The 26,203-nt window shown below is 60.8% G+C and carries 23 protein-coding genes; 17 read left to right on the top strand and 6 right to left on the bottom strand.

Translation table 11 applies throughout. The annotated features are described in order from the left end of the window. Window positions 1-89: 89 nt before the first annotated feature. The gene (locus AB5164_RS05225) at window positions 90-731 is read right to left on the bottom strand and encodes a GNAT family N-acetyltransferase (RefSeq protein ID WP_368142421.1); all 642 of its coding nucleotides are present in this window, start codon (window positions 729-731) and stop codon (window positions 90-92) included. Between the two features lie 277 nt (window positions 732-1,008). On the opposite strand from AB5164_RS05225, the gene purH reads away from it, so the two are divergent. After that, window positions 1,009-2,616 carry a bifunctional phosphoribosylaminoimidazolecarboxamide formyltransferase/IMP cyclohydrolase gene (purH, locus tag AB5164_RS05220; protein ID WP_195240725.1) on the top strand — a complete coding sequence of 536 codons (1,608 nt, stop codon included), beginning with the start codon at window positions 1,009-1,011 and terminating at the stop codon, window positions 2,614-2,616. 81 nt (window positions 2,617-2,697) lie between these two features. Continuing rightward, complete coding sequence (locus tag AB5164_RS05215; RefSeq protein WP_368142422.1) at window positions 2,698-3,432, top strand: hypothetical protein; 735 nt, start codon at window positions 2,698-2,700, stop codon at window positions 3,430-3,432. 18 nt (window positions 3,433-3,450) lie between these two features. Here the strand turns inward: AB5164_RS05215 and AB5164_RS05210 are convergent, their stop codons facing one another. After that, window positions 3,451-4,632, bottom strand: coding sequence for a PucR family transcriptional regulator (locus tag AB5164_RS05210; RefSeq protein ID WP_368142423.1), 1,182 nt, complete (start codon window positions 4,630-4,632; stop codon window positions 3,451-3,453). 214 nt (window positions 4,633-4,846) lie between these two features. On the opposite strand from AB5164_RS05210, the gene AB5164_RS05205 reads away from it, so the two are divergent. The 4 genes from AB5164_RS05205 to AB5164_RS05190 all read left to right on the top strand — a co-directional run bounded on the left by AB5164_RS05205 (window position 4,847) and on the right by AB5164_RS05190 (window position 8,930). After that, window positions 4,847-5,881, top strand: coding sequence for an ornithine cyclodeaminase family protein (locus AB5164_RS05205; RefSeq protein WP_368147868.1), 1,035 nt, complete (start codon window positions 4,847-4,849; stop codon window positions 5,879-5,881). Between the two features lie 24 nt (window positions 5,882-5,905). Further along, a complete protein-coding gene (locus AB5164_RS05200; RefSeq protein WP_368142425.1) occupies window positions 5,906-7,036 on the top strand; it encodes an aminotransferase in 1,131 nt (376 codons plus the stop codon). A 169-nt stretch (window positions 7,037-7,205) separates the two neighbouring features. After that, window positions 7,206-7,877 (top strand): response regulator transcription factor, encoded by a 672-nt coding sequence (locus tag AB5164_RS05195; protein ID WP_368142426.1) that lies wholly within the window; start codon window positions 7,206-7,208, stop codon window positions 7,875-7,877. A gap of 9 nt (window positions 7,878-7,886) precedes the next feature. Continuing rightward, complete coding sequence (locus AB5164_RS05190; protein WP_368142427.1) at window positions 7,887-8,930, top strand: sensor histidine kinase; 1,044 nt, start codon at window positions 7,887-7,889, stop codon at window positions 8,928-8,930. A gap of 220 nt (window positions 8,931-9,150) precedes the next feature. On the opposite strand, the gene AB5164_RS05185 is transcribed toward AB5164_RS05190, so the two are convergent. Continuing rightward, window positions 9,151-9,588: a universal stress protein gene (locus AB5164_RS05185; protein ID WP_006235921.1), complete on the bottom strand. Its 438-nt coding sequence runs from the start codon at window positions 9,586-9,588 to the stop codon at window positions 9,151-9,153. Between the two features lie 247 nt (window positions 9,589-9,835). Between AB5164_RS05185 and AB5164_RS05180 the strand changes: the two genes are divergently transcribed. Further along, on the top strand, window positions 9,836-10,816 hold the full coding sequence (locus AB5164_RS05180) for an undecaprenyl-diphosphate phosphatase (protein WP_148332666.1): 981 nt from the start codon (window positions 9,836-9,838) through the stop codon (window positions 10,814-10,816). 355 nt (window positions 10,817-11,171) lie between these two features. Further along, window positions 11,172-14,066, top strand: coding sequence for an ATP-dependent helicase (locus tag AB5164_RS05175; RefSeq protein ID WP_368142428.1), 2,895 nt, complete (start codon window positions 11,172-11,174; stop codon window positions 14,064-14,066). 281 nt (window positions 14,067-14,347) lie between these two features. Here the strand turns inward: AB5164_RS05175 and manA are convergent, their stop codons facing one another. Together manA and AB5164_RS05165 are read right to left on the bottom strand one after the other, a co-directional pair. Then, on the bottom strand, window positions 14,348-15,280 hold the full coding sequence (gene manA, locus AB5164_RS05170) for a mannose-6-phosphate isomerase, class I (protein ID WP_411161279.1): 933 nt from the start codon (window positions 15,278-15,280) through the stop codon (window positions 14,348-14,350). A 73-nt stretch (window positions 15,281-15,353) separates the two neighbouring features. Continuing rightward, window positions 15,354-16,073 carry a GntR family transcriptional regulator gene (locus tag AB5164_RS05165; protein WP_368142429.1) on the bottom strand — a complete coding sequence of 240 codons (720 nt, stop codon included), beginning with the start codon at window positions 16,071-16,073 and terminating at the stop codon, window positions 15,354-15,356. A gap of 304 nt (window positions 16,074-16,377) precedes the next feature. Between AB5164_RS05165 and AB5164_RS05160 the strand changes: the two genes are divergently transcribed. From AB5164_RS05160 to nhaA, 7 genes are all read left to right on the top strand, one after another. Then, window positions 16,378-17,778, top strand: coding sequence for a glycoside hydrolase family 1 protein (locus AB5164_RS05160; protein WP_117746098.1), 1,401 nt, complete (start codon window positions 16,378-16,380; stop codon window positions 17,776-17,778). Between the two features lie 119 nt (window positions 17,779-17,897). Then, the gene (locus AB5164_RS05155; protein ID WP_195444678.1) at window positions 17,898-19,241 is read left to right on the top strand and encodes a PTS sugar transporter subunit IIC; all 1,344 of its coding nucleotides are present in this window, start codon (window positions 17,898-17,900) and stop codon (window positions 19,239-19,241) included. A 161-nt stretch (window positions 19,242-19,402) separates the two neighbouring features. After that, complete coding sequence (locus AB5164_RS05150) at window positions 19,403-19,705, top strand: PTS sugar transporter subunit IIB (RefSeq protein WP_035137700.1); 303 nt, start codon at window positions 19,403-19,405, stop codon at window positions 19,703-19,705. A 9-nt stretch (window positions 19,706-19,714) separates the two neighbouring features. Then, complete coding sequence (locus AB5164_RS05145; protein ID WP_199576444.1) at window positions 19,715-20,047, top strand: PTS sugar transporter subunit IIA; 333 nt, start codon at window positions 19,715-19,717, stop codon at window positions 20,045-20,047. Window positions 20,048-20,288: 241 nt separating this feature from the next. Beyond that, the gene (locus AB5164_RS05140; RefSeq protein WP_233540551.1) at window positions 20,289-21,242 is read left to right on the top strand and encodes an ROK family protein; all 954 of its coding nucleotides are present in this window, start codon (window positions 20,289-20,291) and stop codon (window positions 21,240-21,242) included. A 168-nt stretch (window positions 21,243-21,410) separates the two neighbouring features. After that, window positions 21,411-22,334 carry a manganese-dependent inorganic pyrophosphatase gene (locus AB5164_RS05135; protein WP_368142430.1) on the top strand — a complete coding sequence of 308 codons (924 nt, stop codon included), beginning with the start codon at window positions 21,411-21,413 and terminating at the stop codon, window positions 22,332-22,334. Between the two features lie 267 nt (window positions 22,335-22,601). Further along, window positions 22,602-23,960 (top strand): Na+/H+ antiporter NhaA, encoded by a 1,359-nt coding sequence (nhaA, locus tag AB5164_RS05130; RefSeq protein WP_368142431.1) that lies wholly within the window; start codon window positions 22,602-22,604, stop codon window positions 23,958-23,960. An 86-nt stretch (window positions 23,961-24,046) separates the two neighbouring features. Here the strand turns inward: nhaA and AB5164_RS05125 are convergent, their stop codons facing one another. After that, window positions 24,047-24,301, bottom strand: a complete 255-nt coding sequence (locus tag AB5164_RS05125; protein WP_022093864.1) for a hypothetical protein — start codon at window positions 24,299-24,301, stop codon at window positions 24,047-24,049. A gap of 149 nt (window positions 24,302-24,450) precedes the next feature. On the opposite strand from AB5164_RS05125, the gene AB5164_RS05120 reads away from it, so the two are divergent. Together AB5164_RS05120 and AB5164_RS05115 are read left to right on the top strand one after the other, a co-directional pair. Then, the gene (locus AB5164_RS05120) at window positions 24,451-25,755 is read left to right on the top strand and encodes an aspartate aminotransferase type Ic (protein ID WP_368142432.1); all 1,305 of its coding nucleotides are present in this window, start codon (window positions 24,451-24,453) and stop codon (window positions 25,753-25,755) included. Window positions 25,756-25,806: 51 nt separating this feature from the next. Next, on the top strand, window positions 25,807-26,121 hold the full coding sequence (locus AB5164_RS05115; protein WP_035137695.1) for an STAS domain-containing protein: 315 nt from the start codon (window positions 25,807-25,809) through the stop codon (window positions 26,119-26,121). The last annotated feature ends 82 nt before the right edge of the window (window positions 26,122-26,203 follow it).

The following is a 26,203-nucleotide window of genomic DNA, read 5'->3' as shown; positions in this document are numbered from 1 at the left end:
GCCTGACCCCATATCGTTGGGGCCAGGCCCGATTTTGCCTCTTGACAATGTCCTGCTCATATTAAAAGGAACGTCCCTAACTGCCGGGTTTAGGCTGTTAGGTCGAGTTCGTAGAGGAAGCTTTCGCGCGGCATGTCGTGACGGCGCTCTTCGCGGTTGGCGCGGTGCGTGGCCGTGCGCTTAAAGCCGTGCAGCTCGTAGAACTTCCACGAGCAGTTGGAGTCGGTGTACAGGTGCGCCCTCGTCGCTCCAAGCGAGGACAGGTGCGAGACCGCGGCATCGAGCAGAACCGTGCCAACGCCCAGGCCATGGACATCGCGATCCACGGCAAGCAGCGTGACCTCGTTGTCGTGCGGCAACGGGCTGCTCTCGAGCAGGCGGTTGTTGGTTCGGATGGTTGCGCGCACAAACGAGAGATACTCGGCGCAGGCATCAGGCTCCAGCTCACGCATCTGCGATAGCAGTGCGCGTTCGGTATCCATCCAATGCTCGTTGATAGCGACGCCGGAGTTCTGTCCTGCGCGTGCAAGTGCAATGCCGCGCGCCTCGCCGTCAATCACCGCAACCTGCGAAAACGTCGATGACGAAAGGCAATAGGCGAGGTCGCACGCGGCCTCAAGGCGGTTGTACTCATCGTTATCCGAATTGTTATGCCAAAGTTGCTGCAGAATCAGCGCGATGGCGTCGAAGTCTTCGGTATCAAACGGTCGGTAGAGAACCCGCGAGACCATGGTGCCTCTTTCTTTTGCGGATGCATATCGAGCACAGTTCTACCACGCCATTGGCATCTAATTATGGTGCCCCTGTGTTCCATGAACTCACCGTGCCCGGTGCCATGCCCATCCCCTCCGCTCGCAAACTTTTTCTGCACATGCGCCCGTTGCGGGGTGCATCGATGCGCTCGATGCGCTACATTAAATCAGTATTTTCAATGCCGCTGCGCGAGCGCTGCAGATCGACGTATCACCGACTCACAGAGCACGGCGGCGTACCAGACAGGAGGACTGCATGGGATCTGATGTGAAGATCGCACGCGCGTTGATCTCGGTTACCGATAAGACGGGCGTCGTCGATTTCGCACGGACGCTGGTTGACGACTTTGGCGTCGAGATCATCTCTACGGGCGGCACGGCTCGTGCCATCGAGGACGCGGGCGTTCCCGTAACCCCCATCGAGGAGTTCACGGGCTATCCCGAGATGATGGACGGCCGCGTTAAGACCCTGCACCCCAAGGTTCATGGCGCGCTGCTGGCCCGCCGCGATTCCGAGCAGCACATGCAGGAGGCGGCTCAGCACGGCATTAAGCTGATCGACCTGGTCGTCGTCAACCTGTACGAGTTCGAGAAGACCGTCGCCAACCCCGAGGTCACCTTCGCGGACGCCATCGAGCACATCGACATCGGTGGCCCCTCCATGCTGCGCTCTGCCGCCAAGAACGCCACGAGCGTTACCGTCATTTCCGATCCGGCCGACTATGATGCCGTCCTGGCCGAGATGCACGAGACCGGTGGCTGCACCACGCTTTCCACCCGTCGTCGCCTGCAGGTGAAGGTCTACCAGACCACCGCCGCCTACGACACGGCCATCTCTCGCTGGCTCGCCGCCCAGGCAAGCGACGTGGCGGACACCTCTGCCAAGCTCGAGATTTCGCTGGAGAAGGTCGACGACCTGCGCTATGGCGAGAACCCGCAGCAGAAAGCCACAGTCTATCGCTTTGCCGAGGGCTGCGAGAACACCGCGAGCTCGCAGTTCCCGCTCGTGGGCTCCAAGCAGATCCAGGGCAAGCCGCTCAGCTACAACAACTATCTGGATGCCGACGCCGCCTGGAACCTGGTCCGCGAGTTCGACGAGCCGGCCTGCGTAATCCTCAAGCACCAGAACCCCTGCGGTTCCGCCGTTGCCGAGGACATCACGGCTGCCTACGACCGCGCCTTCGCCTGCGATCCCAAGAGCGCCTTTGGCGGCATCATCGCCTGCAACCGCGAGGTTCCCTTTGATCTGGTTGAGCACTTTGCCGATCAGAACAAGCAGTTCGTCGAGGTCATCATCGCCCCGAGCTACACCGCCGAGGCGCTCGAGCGCATGGCCAAGCGCCCCAACCTGCGCGTGTTGGCGACCGGCGGCGTGGACCACGGCGCTCAGGTGGAGCTGCGCTCCGTCGACGGCGGCATGCTGGTGCAGGAGGTCGACCACGTGACCGAGGATCCCGCGACCTTTACGTTCCCCACCGACCGCAAGCCCACCGACGCCGAGATGGCCGAGCTCGAGTTTGCCTGGAAGGTCTGCAAGGGCGTTAAGTCCAACGCCATCCTGGTCTCCAAGGGTAAGGCCGGCATTGGCATGGGCCCGGGTCAGCCTAACCGCGTTGACTCTGCGCTACTTGCCTGCGAGCGCGCCGAGGACTTCTGCGAGCGCGAGGGCGTGGAGAAGGGCGGCTTTGCCTGTGCAAGCGACGCGTTCTTCCCGTTCCGCGACAACGTCGACGTGCTTGCTGCACACGGCGTGACCTGCATCATCCAGCCCGGCGGCTCCAAGCGCGATGACGAGAGCATTCAGGCCTGCAACGAGCATGGTATTGCTATGGTGTTTACCGGCGCCCGCCACTTTAGGCACTAAGTTTCGCCCCGAAACAAAATAATCTCTGCAAAAGACGGTCGCTCCGTTTGGAGGGCCGTCTTTTTGGTATAAGAGGACGGAATGACTAACACGAAAGGTATGACCATGCCCCAGATTGATGATGCCGAGCTGTTTGGCAATGCCGAGGATCAGCGTGCGTACGAGGACTTTTGCGCCAATCAGGAGGCGGTCGAGAAGTTTACGCTCGACAAGCCCGCGCTTATCTGCCGCTGGCGCATGTCCAACAAAAAGGTGCCCATGCTCAACCGCCACATTCGTGCGCTGTCCGAGCGCTTGGTGCAGGGCGAGCCGCTTACCCATAACATGCTCAGTTGGGCCAAGCAGCACGTTGAGTGGTCGCTTGCCGAGGGCGATTACACTGCGCACGACGGCGTACTCATGCTAGTGATCGACGTTAACGGCAACGCCGCCATGACGGTGGGGGAGTACGAGCCGCTCGCCGATACGTCGGCCAAGGCGCTGCGTGCCCGTTCCGCCGAGGCCCGCTCCGAGGCCGACGAGACCGGCGTGGCGCCCGAGTTGCTCGCCGCCGTCAACAACGGCGAGCTTGCCTTTGTGGCGCCGGCGGACGAGTGCCTGTGCGGCACGGCGACGCTCATCGAGCAGCTCGCCCAGACCAAGGGCATCCCGGTCACGCGCGTAGACATTCCCGCGCAACTCAAGGGCGCGCTGTTCCTGGTGAGCGACGAGCACGGCGTGGTTCCCGCAACCGAGACGGACGCTGCGGAGGCCGACGCCGCCACGGTCGCCTTCTTCGCCGAAGGCTACGAAAAGCTCCGTGCCCGCCGCTCCTAACCTCAAGGCGGGGTGGGCTTACTGAAGTGAGCGAGCGCGTTCGATTGCGTAGGCGAGCGACAGCTGCTCCATCTCCGGGGCGCATTTGTAGCTCAGTCCGGTGAGAGCTGTCACCTTATCGAGGCGATATCGAATTGTGTTCGGGTGCTGGCCAGTCTGCTTGGCGGTTTGCTCGATACGTCGGTCGTTCTCGATGAATGCGGCGAGCGTTGATTCCAGTTCGCTGCCATGCTCGCTGTCGTGCTCGCGTATCGGCGAGAGAATCGCCTCCGAGAACGATCGCATCTCCGGGGTTTCCGCAAAAGGCATCACGGTTCTCAGGATGCCGAGCTGCGTATAGCGGACGGGACCCTCGGCTCGTTGACAAGATAGGCGCTGTGCGTAAATCGCCTGCGAGATCGCCTGCGCCACCGCCTCGTCTCCAAACAGAATATCGCTGATGCCGAGCCCTTCCGCTCCGCCATCGATGCCGCTAGCCTCGATGAGCTCCGTGAGCGCCTGCACGATTCGCTCCACATCGAGCGTCTGCTCCGAGTCGCTTGTCGCTACGAATAGCAATCCTCCGTCATAGGGTGCCAGCATGTTGTGGCATCCGGCGAGGGTCGATTTTGCACAGAGACGTTCGATTTGCAAAAACGTACGCGGGTCGAGGGGCTCTGCAAACGATGCGAACAGGGCGACCGCTTCGTCCAGAAATGACGGGTTGAGGCCTCGGATGCGTCGGCAGATGGACTCGGGCGATACGTCTGTCCTCAGGGCATCGATCTCGCGCTGTGCGAAGTCGATGGACGCGAGCTGCTCGATATGCCGTTTGACCTCATAGATGACGCTGTCAAAGAACAGTGAGTCGTCGGTCGTGAGAAAGACCGGGTAGTGCCGCGCGTTGGCGTAGCGGATGGCTTGGTCGGGAATCGGGATGTGCAGGACGTTTTTGATGATGAGACCGCTCGTTCCCTTGGCGACGAGGTATTTCACGGCTTCAGTGATGAGGTACGGGTCGTCCTTCGCATAGAGGAAAGTGCTGAGGATGATCTCGTCTGAGCTGAAGTTGACGCGCTGGTACTTGTTCTTGAGGCCGGGCATGAGTTCATAATCGAGGATCCCGACGCCAGAGACGGCACGCGAGACGCCATCGCTGCCGGCGATTAGACGGACCGACCCCTCATATTCCCGTGAGAAGTCCGAGATGGTGTATAGCATCAACATCACCTTGTAAATCACTACAATAAGTATAGGTATAAATAGGATAATCGCACATCCGTATGCCGTTGATGCGGGAAATAGTTCAAATACCTGCTGATAGAACGAAAAATCAGATTGAGAATCGTTGTAGATTCCAACAAGAAATGATCCTTGGCGGCATCGTTACTAAACCGTACAGTGAGGCAACGTAAAGCTTTCGCTGAGAGGAGCGATGATGGGGCAGATGGTGGTGCTTTCGGCCGAGGAAGTTTCCAAGGTGCTGACGATTGAGGATGCAATCGCTGCCGTGGAGGAGGCATATCGCCAGAAGGCAACGGGCAAGGGCGTTGCGTGGCCGATGGTATATGAGCAGTTCGAGCCCGGCGTGGCCGATATGGATATCCGCTCGGGCGAGTTGGCGGGAAGCGGCCTCTTCGGTCTCAAGCTCACTGCTTGGTTCTCTCAGAATTCCAAAAAGGGGCTGCCCGAGATCTTTGGCACCACGCTGCTGTGCGACAGCGCGACGGGAGAGCCGTTGGCGCTGCTCAATGCCTCCGCCGTCACTGGACTTCGCACCGGTGCCGCCGCTGCGCTCGGTGCCAAGTGGCTGGCTCGGGCGGATGCGTCCAAACTGCTTGTTGCGGGTGCCGGCCACATGAGCATCTATATGGTGGCGGGCGCCCTCGCCGCCTGTCCCAAAGTGAGTGAGGTCAAGGTGTGGGAGCCGGTTTCCGATGCCGCGCCCGAGGCCCGCGTCGAGCGCATGCGAGGCGAGGTCGCCCATATCTTGGGCGCCTGCGAGCATGCTCGCGAGGCATCCACCTATTCCATCGAGGCGACGGCTGACGGCCAAGGTGCCGCGGCGGAGGCCGACATCATCGTGACGATCACGCCGGCGACCAAGCCCATCATCCCCGATGCATGGGTGCGCCCCGGTACGCATATCTCCTGCGTCGGTGCCGACATGCCCGGCAAGCAGGAGCTCGCCTCGGCACTTGTCGCCCGTGCCGCTGTTTACGTCGACGACCGCGAGCAATCGGTCGCGTCCGGTGAGCTGGAGATTCCAGTTGCCGAGGGTGCCATCACGCCCGAGGACATCAAAGCGGAGCTCGGCGAAGTCATCGCCGGCGCGGCTACGGGGCGTTCGGATGACGAGCAGGTGACGGTGTTCGATACGTCGGGCATCGCCGTTCAGGACCTTTCGACATCGAAAATCGCCTACGACCGCGCCGTCGAGGCGGGGCTGGGCACCGTGGTGGAACTGTAAGAAAGTCAAGGAAAGGAAGCGACAATGCAGATCAAGGATTTCGCCGTCGAGCAGTGGATGAACGAGTGGGAGACCAAGTGCACCCACAACGTTGCGGAGACGTGCGTCTACTCCCTCACGCTCGACCAGCTGTTCGAGCTTACGAACACCGACAAGAAGGCGTGGCTCGATAGCCTGTGCTCGCGCCGATTCACCTACGGAGACATCGAGGGGCTGCCCGGCTTCCTCGAGGGGGTCGCGCGTCTCTATAAGACGGTCGAGCCCGGGCATATCGTGCCCACGCACGGCGCGACCGGTGCTAACTCCCTGGTTATTTCCACGCTCGTCGAACCGGGCGATTACGTAGTCTCCGTCAAGCCCACCTACCAGCAGCTTTACTCGATTCCCGAGATGTGCGGCGCGAAGGTCGATATCCTTCAGCTCGATCGCAAGAACGGCTACCACGTCGACGTCGACGCGCTCGATGCTCTGGTGACCGACGATACCAAGCTCATCTGCATCAATAACCCGGACAACCCCACGGGCGCCCTGCTCGACACCGATACGCTCAAGGCGATTGTCGAGGTCGCACGCAAACACGACGCGTGGGTGCTCTGCGACGAGGTCTACCGTCTGCTTACTCAGACGGATGAGTACTCCGAGTCCGTGATCGACCTGTACGACAAGGCCATCGTCACCGCATCCATGTCCAAGGTCTGGTCGTTCGCCGGCCTGCGTCTGGGCTGGGCGGTCACCAAGAGCCCGGAGCTCCGTCGCGCGCTGCTCTCGCATCGCGACTACAACCTGATTTCCGCCGGCATATTCAGCGAGTCGGTGGCGGAGCTGATTCTGGGCAACGCTTCCGTGATCCTTGAGCGCAGCCGCCGCATCGTCCGTCAGAACCTTGCTGTTCTGGAGAAGTGGGTCGAGAGCGAGCCGCACCTGTCGTTCGTCAAGCCCGAGGCGGGTACCACCGCGCTCGTGTATTACGACTACGACATCGACTCCAGGACGTTCTGCATCGACATGATTAAGAAGTCCGGCGCGCTCGTCACCCCGGGCGATTGCTTCGAGGAGCCCAAGAGCATGCGCGTCGGCTATGCATACTCCGATAACACCGACGACCTGCAGAAGGGCCTGGATGCCATCTCCGCGTACATGCGTGCGCTCGAGTAGAGACTCGAGGTCGAAGTGATGGGGCCGATCGGCTCAGGCCCGAGGGTCCCTATTTTCTCTCAAGGCTACCGAACACTTTTGTCATATTAGGTGCCCACGGGGTCGTATCGCTGCGACGCTGTGGGCATAATGGTGTGAAAGGTGCAAGTTACGCGAAATGGGAGGACACATGGCGCTGATCTATGTCGTTGAGGACGACGAGCCCATTCGTCGTGAACTTATCGACATCCTTGCCCGCGCCGGGTTTGAAATCGAGACCTGCGAATCGTTCGAGCATGTCTCGCGCGATATTCTCGCCGCCGCGCCCGACCTGGTGCTGCTCGACCTCAAGCTTCCCGTCAAGGACGGCCAGCATATCTGCCACGAGGTTCGCCGCGAATCCGAGGTTCCCATCATCGTCCTCACGTCGCGCACGACCGAGATCGACGAGGTCATGGCCATGACGCTCGGCGCGGACGACTTTGTTCCCAAGCCCTACAGCGCCCGTGTGCTCGTGGCGCGCATCAATGCCTTGCTGCGTCGCACCGCGGCGTCAGGCGAGCGCAGTACGCTCGTCCACAAGGGACTGGAGCTTGACCTCGCCCGCTCCATGGTTACCAATACGCAAACCGGCACTAGCACCGAGCTCACCAAAAATGAACTGCGTATCCTCTCGCTGCTTCTGAGCCGCGCGGGCAAGATCGTTTCGCGCTCGGCCATCATGCAGGACCTGTGGGACTCCGACGCCTTCGTAGACGACAACACGCTTACCGTTAACATCAACCGCCTGCGCACCACGCTCGAAAAAATCGGCATCAAGGGGTATTTGACGACGCACCGCGGCCAAGGCTATTCGGTCTAGGGGCCGGCTATGTCGTTCGCCAAATTCTTCAAAGATGCGCTGCTTCCCGTCGCCGTGTGGACGTGCGGCGTGCTGCTGAGCTGCTTTGTGCTGACGGTCGCCGGTGCACCCGTTTCTATCGTGGTCGCGGCGGTTGGCGTGTCCTTTATCTTTGGTATGCTCGGCATCGTGATCGAGTACGCTCGCCGTCGCCGTTTTCTGCGTCAGTTGGAGCGCGCGGCAGAGGAGCTCGAGAGTCCCGCATGGGTGCAGGAGATGGTGCAATGCCCGACCTATGCCGAGGGCGAGCTCGAATACGAGGTCTTGCGCCGGGTGGGCAAAGCCGCCTGCGACGAGGTTGCCGAAGGCAGGCGTCAGACCGATGACTATCGCGACTATATCGAGAGCTGGGTCCACGAGGGCAAGCTGCCCCTGGCGGCGGCTCACCTGATTTTGGAAAACCTGGACAGCAGCGAAGACGACCTGTCGCGCGTGGACGACCTGGCACGCGAACTTGCCCGCGTGGAGCGCTATATCGACCAAGCTCTGTACTATGCGCGCTCGGAAGTCGTGGAGCGCGACTACCTGATTCGCCGCTGGGATCTCAAGACCTTGGTGACGGGCGCGATTAAAGCCAACGCGCGCGAGCTTATCGCGGCGCACGTGGCTCCGGTGTGCGAGAACCTCGACTTTGAGGTCTTTACCGACGAGAAATGGCTCGAGTTTATTCTGGGCCAGCTCATTCAGAACAGCATTAAATATGCGCGTGAGGACGGCGCAAAGATCGTGTTTTCGGGTGCGTTGCTGGACGAGGGTCTGGCGAGCGAGCGCATCGAGCTTACCGTCGCGGACAACGGCTGCGGCGTGTGTGCGGCAGACCTGCCGCGCGTGTTCGAGAAGGGCTTTACCGGCGACAACGGCCGCACCACCAAGCGTGCAACGGGTATTGGCCTCTACCTGGTGGCGCGCCTGTGCTCCAAGATGGGCATCGACGTCACCGCAGCATCGGAGCCCGGCGAAGGCTTTGTCGTCACGTTTGCCTTCTCAACCAACAAGTTCCAATACTTCGAGTAACGCACGCGGCAGACGTCCGCCCAAACAAAAACGTGCCGCCTCAAACAAAACGTGCCGCCCCAAATGGGGCGGCACGCCATCTTTTATCAGCCAACTCGCTGAAGTACGGTGACGAAGGCGCAAGGCCGGGAGGGGTTATCTAAGCCGACATCCCGCAGCCGCGAAGCGGCGAGGACGTCGGCGTGATAACCCCGCAGGCCTTGCGCCGGCGGGAAGGAACCTACTTCACGACCAAGATGTCGCAGTCCGTGTTGCGCAGCAGGAACGTCGAAATCGAACCCAGCAGCGCATACTTGATCGAGGACAGGCCGCGGGCGCCGCAGAGCACCAGGTCGGGCTTAACCACGTCGAGCATCTCGTCCTTGAGCGTCTCGCGAATACGGCCGGCGCGAATCATGACCTCGACCTCGGGAATATCGGGATTGGCCTTGGCCTCTTCGAGCTGCTTGGCGATGGAGTTCTTAAATGCCTCCTCTAGGCCGTTGACCAGATCGACCGGATAGGAACCGGCGCTCTCGAGCGCCGTGGAATCGATAACGTGGCCGATGATTAGCTTGGCGCCGTTGTTCGCGGCGACCTTGATGGCGCGTGCGAGCACAAAATCCTGCTGCTCAGTACCATCGAGTGAAACAAATACCTTGGTGTAGCCCTCGTTCATGGTTTCCTCCTTGGTCTATCGCACGGGCGCGGGGCTCGTGCATCGGGCGGGCGCGGGCGCGTTGGCCGCCGAACACTTTATCTTGTTGCAGTTATACCCAAGGATTTGGGTTTGACCGCTCGCAATTCTGTGAACGGACGAGTTTTTTGGTAAGGGTGGGCGCAGACGCGCCCGAACGGTTGATAATGGGACATCGCCCGCACCGTCCGCAGAACAATATCGGCGGGTGTCTAACGAGGGGGTCCCTTTGGATATCATCGAGCTTCTAAAATCTGCCTTCATGGGCCTGGTCGAGGGCATCACCGAATGGCTGCCTGTTTCGTCGACCGGTCACATGATCTTGGTGGACGAGTTCGTCAAGATGAACGTGAGCGAGACGTTCTGGAATATGTTCCTGGTCGTGATTCAGCTCGGCGCCATTCTGGCCGTCTGTGTGCTGTTCTTCCATGAGCTCAATCCGTTCTCGCCCAGCAAGGGCAAGGAGGGCCGTCGCGACACCTGGGTGCTGTGGGGCAAGATTGTGCTCGGCTGCATTCCCGCCGCGGCGATCGGTCTGCCGCTTAACGACTGGATGGAGGAGCATTTCTACAATGCTCCCGTCGTGGCGCTGGCGCTCATTGTGTACGGCGTGCTGTTTATCGTGATCGAGAACTGGCGCGCGAGCAAGCGCGAGGAAATGGCCGTTGCCGGTTCGTTTGGTTCGCGTGCTGTGGTGTCGGGTGGACGTCCCGCCGGTGCGCACTTTGCGGCGCCCGCCGCGGCTACCGCTGAGGATGAGGACGATGACGAGAATCTGGACTTTGGCTCCATCGCCACGCTCGAGGACCTGAGCTGGAAGACTGCGCTGGGTATCGGCTGCTTCCAGGTGCTTTCGCTGGTGCCTGGTACGTCTCGCTCCGGTTCTACCATCATCGGCGGCCTGCTTTTGGGCTGCACGCGTTCGGTGGCGTCCAAGTTTACGTTCTTCCTGGCCATCCCGGTCATGTTTGGCGCGAGTGCGCTCAAGCTGGTCAAGTACTTCATCAAGGGCGGCACGTTCGGTGCCAACGAGGTCGCTATCCTGGGCGTGGGCTGCGTTGTGGCCTTTGTGGTTTCGCTCATCGCCATCAAGTGGCTCATGGGCTTCGTCCGCCGTCACGACTTCAAGTGCTTCGGTGCCTACCGCATCATCCTGGGCATCGTAGTGCTCGCATACTTCTTCGTTCTGGAGCCGATGCTCGGCCTCTAACTTAGTCGACGCTGCGCGGCGGCCAGGGCGACAACTTGTCATTCAAAGGGGGTGGCATGACCAAAAGGTCTATGCCGCCCCCTTTTCATGCCAATTTGTTCGCCCTGGCCGCCGCTCGCTACCGTTGCCATGACATCGGTGGCTCCGTGATTGGTGCAATGGGGCCAGGTTTCTTTGCACCAATGTGGTGCAGACTAACCTGACCCCATTGCGCCAAATCCGCTGGGCGGGCCTGACGGTGGCGCACGGAGTCGTGGTGTGATTTGCGCCGGTGTCCGCGCGGCTCGGTATACTGGTACGGCTCAAACTATGGCGCCGCCCGCAGGCGCGCCGTCCGTCAGATGAGGAGTCGCCCATGACCCAGCCCTTGCCCTGGGAAAAGAACGCCGCGGTACCCGTGCCGCCCACGCCGGAACCCGTGCCGCTCGATGCATACACCGCCCCCGCTGCGCCGGAGCCCGAGCTCGTCCCGCTCGACATCTACGACGCTCCCGCGCCGGCACCCAAACCCGCCAAGCCGCTCGTCGACCTCGACAGCCTTAATCCCGCCCAGCGCGAGGCGGTCCTGACCACCGAGGGTCCGTTGCTGGTCCTTGCCGGCGCCGGCTCGGGCAAGACCCGCGTCTTGACCTTCCGCATCGCACATATGCTCGGCGACCTGGGTGTTAAGCCCTGGCAGATCCTTGCCATCACGTTTACCAACAAGGCCGCGGCCGAGATGCGTGAGCGTCTGGCGGCGCTCATTCCCAGCGGCACCCGTGGCATGTGGGTGTGCACCTTCCATGCCATGTGCGTGCGTATGCTGCGCGAGGACGCTGATCTGCTGGGCTACACCGGTCAGTTCACCATCTACGATGACGACGATTCCAAGCGCATGGTGCGCGATATTATGCAGGCGCTCGGTATCGAGCAAAAGCAATTCCCCATCAATATGATCCGCAGCAAGATCAGTTCGGCCAAAAACGCCATGATCGGCCCCGAGGACATGCTCAAATCCGCCGACAGCCCCAACGACAAAAAGGCCGCGCAGGTCTACCTGGAGCTGGAACGCCGCCTGCGCGCCGCCAACGCTATGGACTTCGACGACCTGCTCGTGCGCACGCTTGAGCTGCTGCGCACCCGCCCCGAGGTGCTCGATAAGTACCAAGAGCGTTTCCGCTACATTAGCGTCGACGAGTATCAGGACACCAACCACGTCCAGTACGAGATCGCCAACCTGCTGGCCGCCAAGTACCAAAACCTCATGGTCGTAGGCGACGATGACCAGTCCATTTATAGCTGGCGCGGCGCCGACATCACCAACATCCTGGACTTTGAGAAGGACTTTAAAAACTGCAAGACCGTTAAGCTGGAGCAGAACTACCGCTCTACGGGTCATATCCTGAGCGCCGCCAACGCCGTGGTGCGCCACAACTCGCAACGCAAGGACAAGCGTCTGTTTACGGCCGAGGGCGACGGCGAGAAGATCCAGGCCTTCCAGGCAAGCGATGAGCGCGACGAGGGCCGCTGGATTGCCGGCGAGATCGAAAAGCTGCACTCCAAGGGCACGAGTTACGACGATATCGCTGTGTTCTACCGCACCAACGCCCAGTCGCGTATCCTCGAAGATATGTTCCTGCGCGCAGGCGTGCCCTACAAGATCGTGGGCGGCACGCGATTCTTCGACCGTGCCGAGATCCGTGATGTCATGGCCTACCTTAAGATGATCGTGAACCCGGCCGACGAGATGAGCGTCAAGCGCGTCATCAACACACCGCGCCGTGGCATCGGCTCCACCTCGATCCAAAAAATCGAGCAGCTGGCGCGCGACAACCGTTGCTCGTTCTTCCAGGCTTGCGAGATTGCGTGTGCCGAAACCGGCATGTTTAGCGCCAAGGTCCGCAATGGCCTGTCAAGCTTTGTGTCGCTGGTGCGCGAGGGCCGCCGCATGGACGGCGAGCTCAAGGACGTCGTCGAGATGATTGTCGATAAGACGGGTCTGCTGCAGGCGTTTCGCGCCGAGGGCACCATGGAGTCTGAGAGCCGTGCCGAGAACATCCAGGAATTCCTGGGCGTCGCTGCCGAATTTGAGGAGACGCACGAGGACATCGAGGGTACGCTCGAGAGCTTGGAAGAGCTGCGCGCAGCTGGTGTTGCCGACGTGCCTGCCGGCGCCGAGCCCGTCGTGGTGAGCGCGCCCGCGCCCGAATCGGGGCCATTTGCCCCGGCATCCTCGTTTGAGGCACTCGTCGGCGCGCGCGATGCCGCAGGTTCCAATCCGCTCGATAGCCTAGCCGCCCCGGCGCTCTCGCCGCAGGATGCCCTGGCCGCCGCCATCGCGGGCAACGCGTATGCCGCGCCGACGGGGATGCCGGCGGGTGCCGTGCATGCCGACGAGATTGAGCGCACCTATGGTCCGCTCACCTGTAAGGCGCTACCGGCACTCATGGAGTGGCTGGCCCTGCGCTCCGACTTGGATTCCCTGGCCGGCGAGACGCATGCCATTACCATGATGACCATCCACTCCGCCAAGGGCCTGGAGTTCCCGGCGGTGTTCGTGGCCGGCATGGAGGAGGGCATCTTCCCGCACGTGCACGACTTTGGCGGCAGCGATGACCCGGGTAAGCTCGAGGAGGAGCGTCGACTGGCCTACGTCGCCATCACGCGTGCCCGTAAGCGCCTGTTCCTGACCTATGCGGCCACGCGTCGCACCTACGGCTCGACCTCTGCCAACCCGCGCTCGCGCTTCCTCAACGAGATTCCGTTTGAGGATATCGAGTTTAGCGGTATCGGTTCTGCCGGTTTTGAAGGCACGGGTTGGGAGAAGCGCGGCGACCGTCACGGCACCTTTGGCTCGGGCATGGGTTCGGATATGTACGGCGGCAAGGTATTTGGTTCGCATACGCGCTCGACTGGCGGTTCCGGTTCGCGCGGCGGATCGAGCTTTGACGATTTCTTTGGTGGCAGCAGCTACGGGACCGAGCGCCATCGTGGGGTCTCGCCCGACGCTGGCCGTGTTGCCTCGACCTTTGGCTCGGGCGCACCGCGAGCCAAAAAGCCCTCGTCCAAGGTGTCCCCGACGGTGGAGCGCAAGGTTGATCGCGCCAGCGCATCGCAGGACTTTGCCGCAGGCGATACCGTGAGCCACAAGACCTTTGGCACGGGTACCGTGATCTCGGTCGCCGGAGACATGATCGAGGTTCAATTCGAAAAGACCGGTCAGACCAAAAAGCTGATGAAGGGCTTCGCGCCGATCGTCAAGCTGTCGTGATCCTGGCGGACCTGGGCGGGCGTATAGGGCAACATCGCCTGCTCGGGCAGTCCTGCGCAAGACGGAGAGCACATTAAGTGCTCTCCTTTGCGTGCGGAACTCGCGATCGATGTTGCCCTATACGCCCGCCCAGGTCCTTGGGTAACGGTGCTTGCGAACGTCGCTCTGCTCGTTCGCTTTTTGATCTGGAGAGCCGGGTGGGCTGATAAATAGATATGGCAAGGGGCTCTCCCGCACATGGACGGGAGAGCCCCTTGTTGCGTTTGGGTTGTTGGTGCGACCTACAGGTGGCTGATGATCAGTTCCATCTTGCCTTCGAGGTCGATGGAGCTGACGGTGCTCGGGGCCAGCAGGTGGCTTCCCTTGTGGACGGGGTCGCCGCAGACGGTGCCTTCGCCGTCGATGACCGACAGGCACATGAAGGGCCAGCGCTGGTCGAGGGTCTTGCTGCCGTTGACGCGCACGCGATCGACGGTGTAGCAGGGGTTGGACTCGAGCTCGGTCACGCCGTCCACCTCGGGCGCGGTCACCGTGCCGTCGGTCGGAGCCTGAGCATCAAAGTCGATGCAGTCGAGGCTCTGCTCAATGTGCAGCGGGCGCAGGTTGCCGTCAGTGCCGGGACGGTCGTAGTCGTACAGACGATACGTCACGTCGCTCGACTGCTGCGTCTCCAAAATGAGCGTGCCGGTCTTGATGGCGTGCACGGTACCGGAATCAATCTGGAAAAAGTCGCCCTTGTGAATCGGCAACACGTTGAGCATGTCGTCCCAACGTCCTTCCTCGATCATTTGTGCGGCCTCGGCGCGGTCCTTGGCACGCTGGCCGACGATGATCGTGGCGTCGGGCTCGCAGTCCAGCACATACCAACACTCGGTTTTGCCCAGGCTACCGTTCTCGTGCTCGGCAGCGTACTCGTCGTTGGGATGAATCTGGATCGAAAGGTCGTCCTTGGCGTCCAGAATCTTAATGAGCAGCGGGAACTCCTTGCCCTCGCAGTTGCCAAAGAGCTCGCGATGCTCGGCCCACAGCCACGACAGCGTGTGGCCGGCATACGGGCCCTCCGCAATCTGGCAGTCGCCGTTGGGGTGGGCCGAGATGGCCCAGCACTCACCGATGGGGCCATCGGGAATGTCGTAGCCAAATACGGTTTCGAGCTGGCGACCGCCCCAGATCTTCTCGTGGAAGATCGGCGTCAGTTTAATCAAATCGGACATATTCATACCTCATTGTGTTGCGCGGGCGCTGCGTAAAACTGTTCAAAACGAGCGCCCGCATGACTGCAAAAACCTATGCCAACGTTACGTTGTGCAACTCAAAGCGGTCGCCAACGTTGCGCGAGACCGAATACTCAAAGGCGGCGCCGCTGTCCAAAAAGCCAATCTGGGTGAGCTCGAGCAGGGGAGAGCCAGGCTTGGTGTCCAGGCGCTCGGCTTCTTCCTCGGTTGCTGCCACGGCGCGAATGGTACGGTGGAAGCTCGAAATTTTCAGCCCGCATTGCTCGCGGATGAAATGGTAGACCGATCCGTACAGGTCCTTCTTTTTCAGCCCCGGAATCAGCTCGAGGGGCATGTAGGTGTACTCGATAACGATGGGCTTCCCATCGGCCTGACGCACGCGCACGACGTGATAGGCAAAGTCATCCTCGGCAATTCCCAGCTGGGCTGCGATGTCCGCTGGTGGATTAACAATCGAGAAATCGTAGACCACCGAGGTCACCTTTTCCCCGCGGTGCTCATACGAAAAGCCCTGGGCACGGTCGTTTTTGCCCTGGAAAAACGCCTGGCCGGGAAGTTCCGCCGTGTCCTTAACGTAGGTGCCCGATCCGCGCCGGCTGGTAATAAGACCTTCCTTGGTGATTTGCTCGATAGCTTGTTTGACGGTGATTTTGGAAACGCTATAGAGCTCACAGAACTCAACGACGGTGGGAAGCTTGTCGCCCGGTTTAAGAGCGCCATCCTCGATACTTCGACGAATATCTGCAGCTATCGCCTCGTATTTGGGAATCATGGAACCTCCTTTCCGACATATATGAATACAAAAAGTAAGTATAACCCTCAACAGGGCATCCATATTACTTTTATCTAAGAAGTTCGAGAAAGAAAAAAGAAAAAGACGCTTTACTATTAAAATTAGAGCGCTATAGTCTAAGCAACGAACGGAATCCTTCCGCACAACAGGATCGACCGTTTGGGGACGGTTTTGTTTTGGCGGGTTGGATATCGGTATGGCCGGTGCGCGCCCGCGCCGGATAACCTGCCAAAGCAAACCCGTCTCCAACCGGAAGCTCTAGAACACGAAAGCGAGGACTTTGATGGCACAGTATCAGCTGCCCAACGACTTCTTCTTTGGCGCTGCTATGTCCGGCCCGCAGACTGAGGGTCAGTGGAACCAGGGCGGCAAGCTCGAGAACCTGTGGGACACCTGGTCCATCCAGGATCTGGGTTCGTTCTACAACCGCGTTGGCTCTTACGCCGGCAATGACTTTATGGCCAAGTACCAGGAAGACCTTCGCATTTTGAAGGACTTGGGTCTGGATACCTATCGCACTTCCATCCAGTGGAGCCGTCTGCTCGATGCCGACGGCAACCTCAACGAGGAAGGTGCCGCGTGGTATCACGAGTTGTTCCGCGCCTCTCGCGAAGCCGGCTTGGAGCCGTTTGTCAACTTGTACCACTTTGACATGCCCACCTACCTCTTTAACCGTGGCGGCTGGGAGAGCCGTGAGGTTGTCGAGGCTTACGCACATTACGCCGACGTCGCCTTCCACGAGTTTGGCCAGGAGATTAAGTACTGGTTCACCTTTAACGAGCCCATCGTCGAGCCCGAGCAGCGCTATCAGGAGGGCGTGTGGTTCCCGCAGCTCCACGACTTCAACCGCGCCCGCACCGTGCAGTATCACATCTCGCTGGCGCACGCGCTGGCCGTGGCCAACTATCGTCGCGCCTATGACGAGGGCGCTATTCGCGCCGATGCCAAGATCGGCATGATCAACTGCTTTACCCCGGTCTACACCAAGGAGAACCCCAGCGAGGCGGACCTCGAGGCCGTGCGCATGACCAGCGGCATCAACAACCGCTGGTGGCTCGACCTCATCACCAAGGGCGAGCTTCCTGCCGACGTGCTCGACAGCCTGGCCGAGGGCGGCGTTAAGCTCCCGTTCCGCGCCGGCGACCAAGAGATCCTCAAGCAGGGTGTTGTCGACTGGCTAGGCTGCAACTACTACCACCCCACGCGTGTTCAGGCGCCGGCGAGCAAGGTCGACCAGTACGGCCTGCCGCACTTTGCCGACGAGTACGTATGGCCCGACGCCGTTATGAACGAGAGCCGCGGCTGGGAGATCTACCCGCAGGGCCTCTACGACTTTGGCATGGACTGCGCTAAGAACTACCCCGATCTTGAGTGGTTCGTTTCCGAGAACGGCATCGGCATCATGGACGAATACAAGAACCGTGACGCCGAAGGAACCATCCAGGATGACTACCGCGTCGACTTTGTACGTCAGCACCTGGAGTGGGTGGCCAAGGCCATCGACGAGGGCGCCAAGTGCCGCGGATACCATTATTGGGCCGTCATCGATAACTGGTCTTGGGCCAATGCCTTTAAGAATCGCTATGGCTTTGTCGAGGTCGATCTGATGGATGGCTATAAGCGCCGTCTTAAGAAGTCGGCGGCCTGGCTCAAACAGGTCGCCACGACCCACGTGGTTGATTAGCGACCGGACGAACGTCCAGACCGCGCGCCGCCGCGCGCAACACATGGCACATCTGGTGGCAGAGGGCGACAGACCACCGTGCGCATAGGAAAGGCCGGATTTGAAAGTTAGGAGCAATCATGGCCAGTGACAACGGAAAGAGCTTCCTCGACAAGTTTGCCGAGGTCTCTGCGAAGGTGGGAAACCAGGTTCACCTGCGTTCCCTGCGTGACGCCTTCGCGACCATCACGCCGCTCTATATCCTTGCGGGTATCGCGGTTCTTATTAACAACGTCGTGTTCCCTCTGTTCCCGCTCGATGCGGCGGGCCTTGCCAACCTTCAGACGTGGGGTTCGGCGATTACGCTGGGCACCCTCAACGTCTCTGCCATTATCTTGGCCGGATTGATTGGCTACAGCCTCGCTAAGAACAAGCGCTTCGATAATCCGCTTGCTTGCATGGTCGTCGCTATCTCTGCCTTCGTCATCATGATGCCGCAGCAGATCACCGCCACGCTTGCCGCCACGAGCCCACTGCTCACCGACAAGATCACCTCCGCCGAGGTCACGGGCGCCCTTTCGACTGCCAACACCGGCACCAACGGTCTGTTCTCGGCTATTATCATCGCCCTGCTTTCCGTCTCGCTCTTCATCAAGATTTCTGGCGTCGAGAAGCTCAAGGTTAAGCTGGGCGAGGGCGTGCCTCCCGCGGTCTCCAACTCCTTCAACGTCATGATTCCGATGCTGCTTAACCTCGCGGTCTTCGCTCTTGCCGCAGCCCTGCTCGCCGTGTGCGCCGGCACCGATCTGTGCACCATCATCTCCACGTGCATCTCCAACCCGCTCAAGAGCATCATGAACGCTGGTCCATGGGCTGTTATCCTCATCTACACCCTTGCTAACCTGCTGTTCTGCGTCGGTATTCACCAGTCCACCATCTCTGGCGCTACCGTCGAGCCGATCCTGACCATGCTCATCGTCGACAACATGGCTACCTTTGCCGCCGGTGGCACCATCCAGCCCGATCACTACATGAACATGCAGATCGTTAACAGCTTCGCCCTCATCGGCGGCTCGGGCTGCACCCTCATGCTCCTGCTCGACACGCTCCTGTTCTCCAAAAACAAGGCTTCCGAGACCGTTTCCAAGATGGCTATCCTGCCTGGTCTGTTCAACATCAACGAGCCGGTTATCTACGGTTACCCCATCGTGTACAACCTGCCGCTCATGATCCCGTTTGTCCTCCTTCCCGACCTGTTCATCGGCATCACCTATGGCCTTACCTGCGCAGGCATCATCAGCCCCTGCATCGCCCAGGTGCCCTGGACCATGCCTCCCGTCATCAATGCCCTGCTCGCTACGGGCTTTGACTGGCGCGCTGGCGTGTGGCAGGCTATCGAGATTGTCATTGGCATGGCCGTCTACCTGCCCTTTATGAAGATTTCCGAGAAGGCAATCGCCAAGCAGGAGGCTCTCGCCGAGTAGAACGCCTAACGTTCGTCCCTTTCACCTTTGCGGGCGCCGGTACGCGGTGCCGGTGCCCGCGGCTCTCTCCCTTGCGTAAAGATACAGGGGAGCGGGCACAATAGCCGCAAGGAATACAACCAGTTGTCGTCTGCGCGCCGCGCAGTTATAAGGAGGAAACCATGAAGAAGATCATGCTCTGCTGCAATGCCGGCATGTCCACGAGCCTGCTGGTCCAGAAGATGCAGGCCGAGGTTGCAAACCGTGGTCTGGATATTGAGGTCGAGGCTCGTCCCATGAACGAGGCCCACGATCACCTGGACGAGTGCGACATGTTGCTGCTTGGTCCGCAGATCGGCTACACCAAGGGCGATTTTGAGAAGGAGGCCGCCGGTCGTTTTCCGGTCGAGGTCATCAACATGGTCGACTACGGCCGCATGAACGCTGCCGGCATCATCGACCACTGCGTCAGCGTGATGGGCTAGGTGCTCCGCATGGAGGATATGAACGAACTGCAGATGACCTGCTTCGAGATCATCAGCTACGTCGGTACCGCCAAGAGCATGTACATCAATGCCGTGCAAAAGGCCAAGGAGGGCGATTTTGACGCCGCCGAGGAGCTTATCAAGCAGGGCGACGAGGCCTATAACGGTGGCCACGATGTTCACATGGGGCTTCTGAAGAAGGAGGCCAACGGCGAGCGTAACGGCGAGGCCCCGTTGATTCTGCTGCATGCCGAGGACCAGATGGCCGGTACCGAGACCATGCGCGTCATGGCGACGGAGCTCATCGAGATTCACAAGCAGCTGCAGGTACTTCAGGCCTAGTCGGCGTTATCGCCGCGACGGACCGTGCGGTCCAACAGACAACATAGTCCCTTTGACGGGCGCCGGGAGCCTCCGCCTCCCGGCGCCTTTATTTTTGGGGATGGTCTTGCGCGGCCTGTTGGGCAGCCAATTGCGTTACCCCAGATAAAACCTGCCAAAACAAACCTGTCCCTTTTTGGTAGGTTTTTGCCTTGAGAGCGGTACCATACAGGCAATGTTTAAACGAGAAAGGTGGGCTCCCATGGAACCTAAGCAGTACTACATCGGCATCGACGTCGGCGGCACTTCGGTTAAGGAGGGCCTGTTCGACGAGGACGGCAACCTGCTTGCCAAGGCCAGCGTGCCCACGCCTCCTATCGTTGACGCCGCGGGCTTTGCCGCGGTGACCGAGGCTATCGACCAGGTGGTCGCCAAGGCACAGATTCCGCGTGCCTTTGTGGCGGGCATTGGCCTGGCCGTTCCGTGTCCCATCCCGGCGTCGGGCGATGCCAAGGTCAAGGCCAACATTGCCATTAACCTGCCTGAGCTAAGAGTCGCCATTCAGGAGCACTGCCCCGACGCGGTCGTTAAGTACGAGAACGATGCTAACGCCGCTGCCATGGGCGAGGCCTGGCTCGGCTCTGCCAAGGGCGTACAGAACGTGGTGATGGTCACCATTGGTACCGGCGTGGGCGGCGGCGTTATCGTTAACGGCGACGTGGTATCAGGCGTTGTGGGCGCCGGCGGCGAGATTGGCCATATGTGCCTGAACCCCGACGAGGAGCGCACCTGCGGCTGCGGCGGCCATGGCCATCTGGAGCAGTATTCCAGCGCCACCGGCGTGGTGAGCAACTACCTTGCCGAGTGCGAAAAGGCGGGCGTCGAGCCCATCGAGCTGACCGGCCCCTCCGATTCCAAGGACGTGTTCCAGGCCTGCCGCGAGGGCGACAAGCTCGCGCTGGCCGCGGCCGATACCATGGCCGACTATCTCGGCCGCGCACTGGCGCTTATTGCCAACGTGGTTGATCCCGAGATGTTCCTCATCGGCGGCGGCGCCTCCGCCTCGGCCGATGTCTACCTCGACAAGGTTCGCGAGCACTTTAAGCAGTACGCGCTTTCTGCTTCGCGCGAGACGCCCATTAAGGTCGCCTCGCTCGGAAACGACGCCGGCATTATCGGTGCCGCCTACGTAGCCCTGCGCGCCGCCGGCAAATAGTTGGTGCAAGGGGGACAGGTTACTTTGCACCAACATGGTGCAAAAGGGATAGCCTTGGCCCCCGTGCCTGCGCCCCAAAATATGCCGTGGCCCTTCCGTCTGCGAAGGCTCGGCATCGGCGTGCTACCATAGCTACGTCCAAGTACACATATCAAGTGGAGGATATCCATGGCAAACGTTCTTGTCTTTGGTCACCAGAACCCCGATAACGACGCCATTATGAGCGCCGTCGTCCTGTCCCAGCTACTCAACCAGGTTGAGTATGCCGGCAACACCTACGAGGCCTGCGCCCTTGGTCAGCTTCCGGCCGAGTCCGCCAAGCTGCTCGCCGACGCCGGCATCGCCGAGCCCCGCGTGATCGAGTCCGTCGAGGCCGGTCAGCTCGTCGTCCTCACCGACCACAACGAGTCTGCCCAGTCCGTCGCCGGCCTTAAGGACGCCACGGTCTTTGGCGTTGTCGATCATCACCGCATCGGCGACTTCGAGACCGCCGGCCCGCTGCACTACATCTGCCTGCCCTGGGGCTCCAGCTGCACCATCGTCACCAAGCTCGCCGGCGTGCTCGGCGTTGAGCTTTCCGACGTCCAGGCCAAGCTGCTGCTCTCGGCCATGATGACCGACACGCTCATGCTCAAGAGCCCCACCACCACCGATGTCGACCGCGCCGTTGCCGCCAAGCTCGGCGAGCAGGTGGGCGTCGACCCGGTCAAGTTTGGCATGGAGGTCTTCCTCACCCGTCCGTCCGGCTCCTTCACCGCAGCCGAGATGGTCGGCAACGACATCAAGATGTTCGAGCCCGCTGGCAAGGAGCTGCTCATCGGCCAGTACGAGACCGTCGACAAGAGCCGCGCACTTGGCATGATCGACGAGATCCGCGAGGCCATGCGCGCCTACGCCGCCGAGAAGGGTGCCGACGGCATCGTCCTGTGCATCACCGACATCATGGAGGAGGGCTCGCAGGTCCTGCTCGAGGGCGAGACCGAGGCCGCTCAGAAGGGCCTGGGCATTGCCGACGAGCACGACGGCGTCTGGATGCCGGGCGTCCTCTCCCGTAAGAAGCAGGTCGCTGCCCCCATCATGGCCGCCTGCTAGGTTTAGTTGACCGAACGCCACGATCGGATCGCGGACGCCCCGCGCTCCGGTCGTTTTTTGTGCACGGCGCCGCGTCGTCTCTTGGGCAGGCGCGCCCGTGCCGTTGAGCAAATAATGTTCAACCTGTGGTTCCGCTTTTCGGCCACGCCTGCGTGCTTGTCGTGCAGGGTAGGCTAGATGCAAGCGTAATACGTTAGAGCGCGGCGCCGCCACTTGGGCGGGCCGTGCTTTTTTAAGACGGGAGCCATCCCGTGAAAGGAGCCGCCCATGGCAGCACCCGAGCAGCTGTTCAACGTTCGTGAGCGCAAGCGTTTTGAGCGCCACGACATTTGGGAGCGCATCGCCGAGAACGGCACGATTTCCGCCGCGGTTATGGTCATCGCCGCCATCGCCGCCGTCATTTGCGCCAATACCGATGCCTACGAGGCCATCCATCACTTTTTGGAGACCCCGCTGTATGTGGGTCTGGGCAACCTTACGGCCGGTCTCACCGTCGAGCTTTTCGTCAACGACTTTCTCATGGCGATCTTCTTTTTGCTGGTGGGCATTGAGCTTAAGTACGAGATGACGGTCGGCGAGCTCAAAAACCCGCGTCAGGCCATGCTTCCCATGCTGGCAGCCGTGGGCGGCGTCGTCGTTCCCGCCTGCATCTACCTGATCTTTAACCATGCCGGCGCGCACAACGGCTGGGCCATTCCCATGGCAACCGATATTGCCTTTGCGCTGGGCGTGCTGTCGCTTTTGGGCAATCGCGTGCCCAACGGCGTGCGCGTGTTCTTCTCGACGCTCGCCATCGCCGACGACCTCATCTCCATCGCCGCCATCGCCATCTTCTACGGTCAGAGCCCCAATCCGTTTTGGTTGGGCGCCGCCGCGCTTGTGACCTGCGCGCTCGTGTGGCTCAACAAGACGCAGCACTACCGCCTTGCCCCGTATTCGGTACTGGGTCTGCTGTTGTGGTTCTGCATGTTCAAGAGCGGCGTGCACGCTACGCTTGCTGGCGTCATCTTGGCCTTTACCATCCCGGCCAAGTGCGGTGTCAAGCTCGATAGCCTCACCGATTGGTTGGGCGAGTGCCTGCCGCTGCTCGATGATCGCTACGACGACGAGGCGCACATCCTGGGCCAGCATGACTTTACCGTCTCGACCACCAAGGTCGAGCGCGTCATGCACCGCGTGACCCCGCCGCTCATCCGCATGGAGCGTCTGATCTCCACGCCGGTCAACTTCGTGATCCTGCCGATCTTTGCGTTCGTGAACGCGCAGGTTCGCCTGGTGGGCGTGGACATGAGCACGCTGCTCACCGACCCGGTGACGCTCGGCGTGTACTTTGGCATGCTGCTGGGCAAGCCGATCGGTATCTTTGGCATGACGTTTGCCCTGGTTAAACTCAAGATTTCCGAGTTGCCGCATAATGTCAACTGGCACATGATCGCCGGTGTGGGCATTCTGGGCGGTATCGGCTTTACCATGTCGATCCTCATCAGCGGCCTCGCCTTCCCGACGGCCCAGTTTGAGGTCTTGGCCGCAAAGGCCGCCATTCTTGCCGGCTCTGTCACCGCGGCCGTGCTGGGCATGATCTACATGAGCGTGGTCTGCAAACACCCCGCGCCCAAAGACAAGTAAAAGCAGATGCAAGTTTGAAAACGCCGCCTGTGAACACCATCACAAGCGGCGTTTTAGTCATTGGGGAGGTTCTTAAATGACTAGGTTTATTCCACGGTGCCGTAGACGGCGCCCCAGCCGTGGGCGGCCAAGGCGGAGTTGAGCTGGTCGCAAAGCGATTGGCGGTCGTAGTAGCCGGGCGGCAAAAGGTTCACGATTTCCATGAGGTCGGGCGCCAAGTCCAAGATTTCTGCCTGTACGATGAGATCCAGGCGGTCGATGGCGTGGCGGTCATAAAACAGTCCGTCGACCAGGCGCTGCAGGTCGCCGAATTCCTCGGCCTGGAACGATCCGTACTCCATAGTGCCTCCTTGGGCGCCCCACGCCGGCATGCGCGGCGTTTCGTAATTCATTGCGATGGACTTAATCTATCACGGCTTCATAACGTTGCGACGGTGGCGGTCTATACTTAGAAGAATTGCAACGTACCGCTTCGTGAAAGGTCGCACCCATGCAGACGATCTACCAGAAGATGGAAACCACCGAACTCGATGCCGCCATCGAGGCGCTCAAGGCCGAGGTCGCCGAGGTCAAGGCCAAGGGCCTGGCGCTCGACATGGCCCGCGGCAAGCCGTCGCCCTCCCAGGTGGACATCTCTCGACCCATGCTCGACATCCTCAATGCCGACGCCGATTTGCACGACGGCAACGTCGACTGCTCCAACTACGGCTGCTTTGAGGGCATTCCCTCGGCACGCAAGCTGGCAGGGGAGTTCCTGGGTTGCCCCGCCGAGCAGACGCTCGTACTGGGTTCGTCGAGCCTGCTGATCGAGCACGATATCGCCGGCATGTTCTGGCGCTGCGGCTCGTGCGGCAGCGAGCCCTGGGAGGCTTACGAGGCCGCGCATGACGGCAAGAAGGTCAAGTTCCTGTGCCCGGTTCCCGGTTACGACCGTCATTTTGGCATCACCGCCGACCTGGGTATCGAGAATGTCCCCGTCGCGATGATCGACAACGGTCCCGACATGGACGAGGTCGAGCGCCTGGTTGCCGCCGACGACTCTATCAAGGGCATCTGGTGCGTGCCCAAGTATTCCAACCCCACGGGCATCACCTTTAGCGATGACACCGTGCGTCGCCTGGTCGAGATGCCCACGGCCGCGCCCGATTTCCGCATCTTCTGGGACAACGCCTACTGCGTGCACGACCTGTACGACGAGACCGACGAGCTCGCCAACATCTTCGATCTTGCCCGCGCGGCGGGCACCGAGGACCGCGTGGTGGCATTTGCCTCGACGTCCAAGATCACCTTCCCGGGCGCCGGTATCGGCTTCATCGGTGCGAGCCCCGCGGTCATCGCCGAGTTCTCCAAGCGCCTGAAGGCGGGCCTTATCAGCGCCGACAAGCTCAACCAGCTGCGTCACGTGCGTTTCCTTCCCACCATCGAGGCGGTCAAGGAGCATATGAAAAAGCATGCCGAGTTCTTGCGCCCGCGCTTTGAGGCCGTCGAGCGCAAGCTCACCGAGGGCCTGGGCGATACGGGTTGCGCCACTTGGACGCATCCCCGCGGCGGCTACTTTGTGAGCTTTGATGGTCCCGAGGGCTCGGCCCAGAAGGTCGCCGCGCTTTGCGCCGACCTGGGCGTCAAGCTCACGCCGGCTGGTGCCACCTGGCCCTATGGCAAGGATCCGCGCGACACCAACATCCGCATCGCGCCGAGCTATCCCACGGTCGAGGACCTGGAGGCCGCGCTCGATGTGCTGGTGCTGGCCGTTAAGCTTGTCGCTGCCGAGCTTGCGCGTGCCGAGCGCGCCTAACGCGCGGCTTCCCGTACTATCCGCACTTTCGATACATAAAGGAGCGTATTTATGGATTTGGGTATTTCCACTAACCCCACGCCAGAGCTCTACACCATTAAGGTAACCGGCGAGATCGATATCTCTAACGCCGATAGCCTGCGCAATGCCATCGACCTGGCGCTCGAGCAGCCCACTGAGGCCGTTGAGCTCGATTTTGCCCAGGTGAGCTACATCGATTCGACGGGCATTGGCGTGCTCGTGGGCGCCGCGCACCACGCGGTCGACCACGGTAAGCGCTTTAGCTGCACCAATGTGCAGCCCCCGGTGATGCGCGTGGTTCAGCTGTTGGGTGTCGACCAGGAGATTTCGATCACCGCTGCATAATCTTTGCCCCCAAAAGGGCGTGCCGTTTGGCATATGTTTGTGATGCGCTCGGACGTTTTGGCGTCCGGGCGCTATACTTGAC

It is taken from the genome of Collinsella aerofaciens (genome assembly GCF_040915425.1).
Classification (GTDB): Bacteria; Actinomycetota; Coriobacteriia; order Coriobacteriales; family Coriobacteriaceae; genus Collinsella; species Collinsella aerofaciens_BW.
Note: the sequence above shows the minus strand (reverse complement) of the source record. Positions and strands in the feature narration are given on the sequence as shown.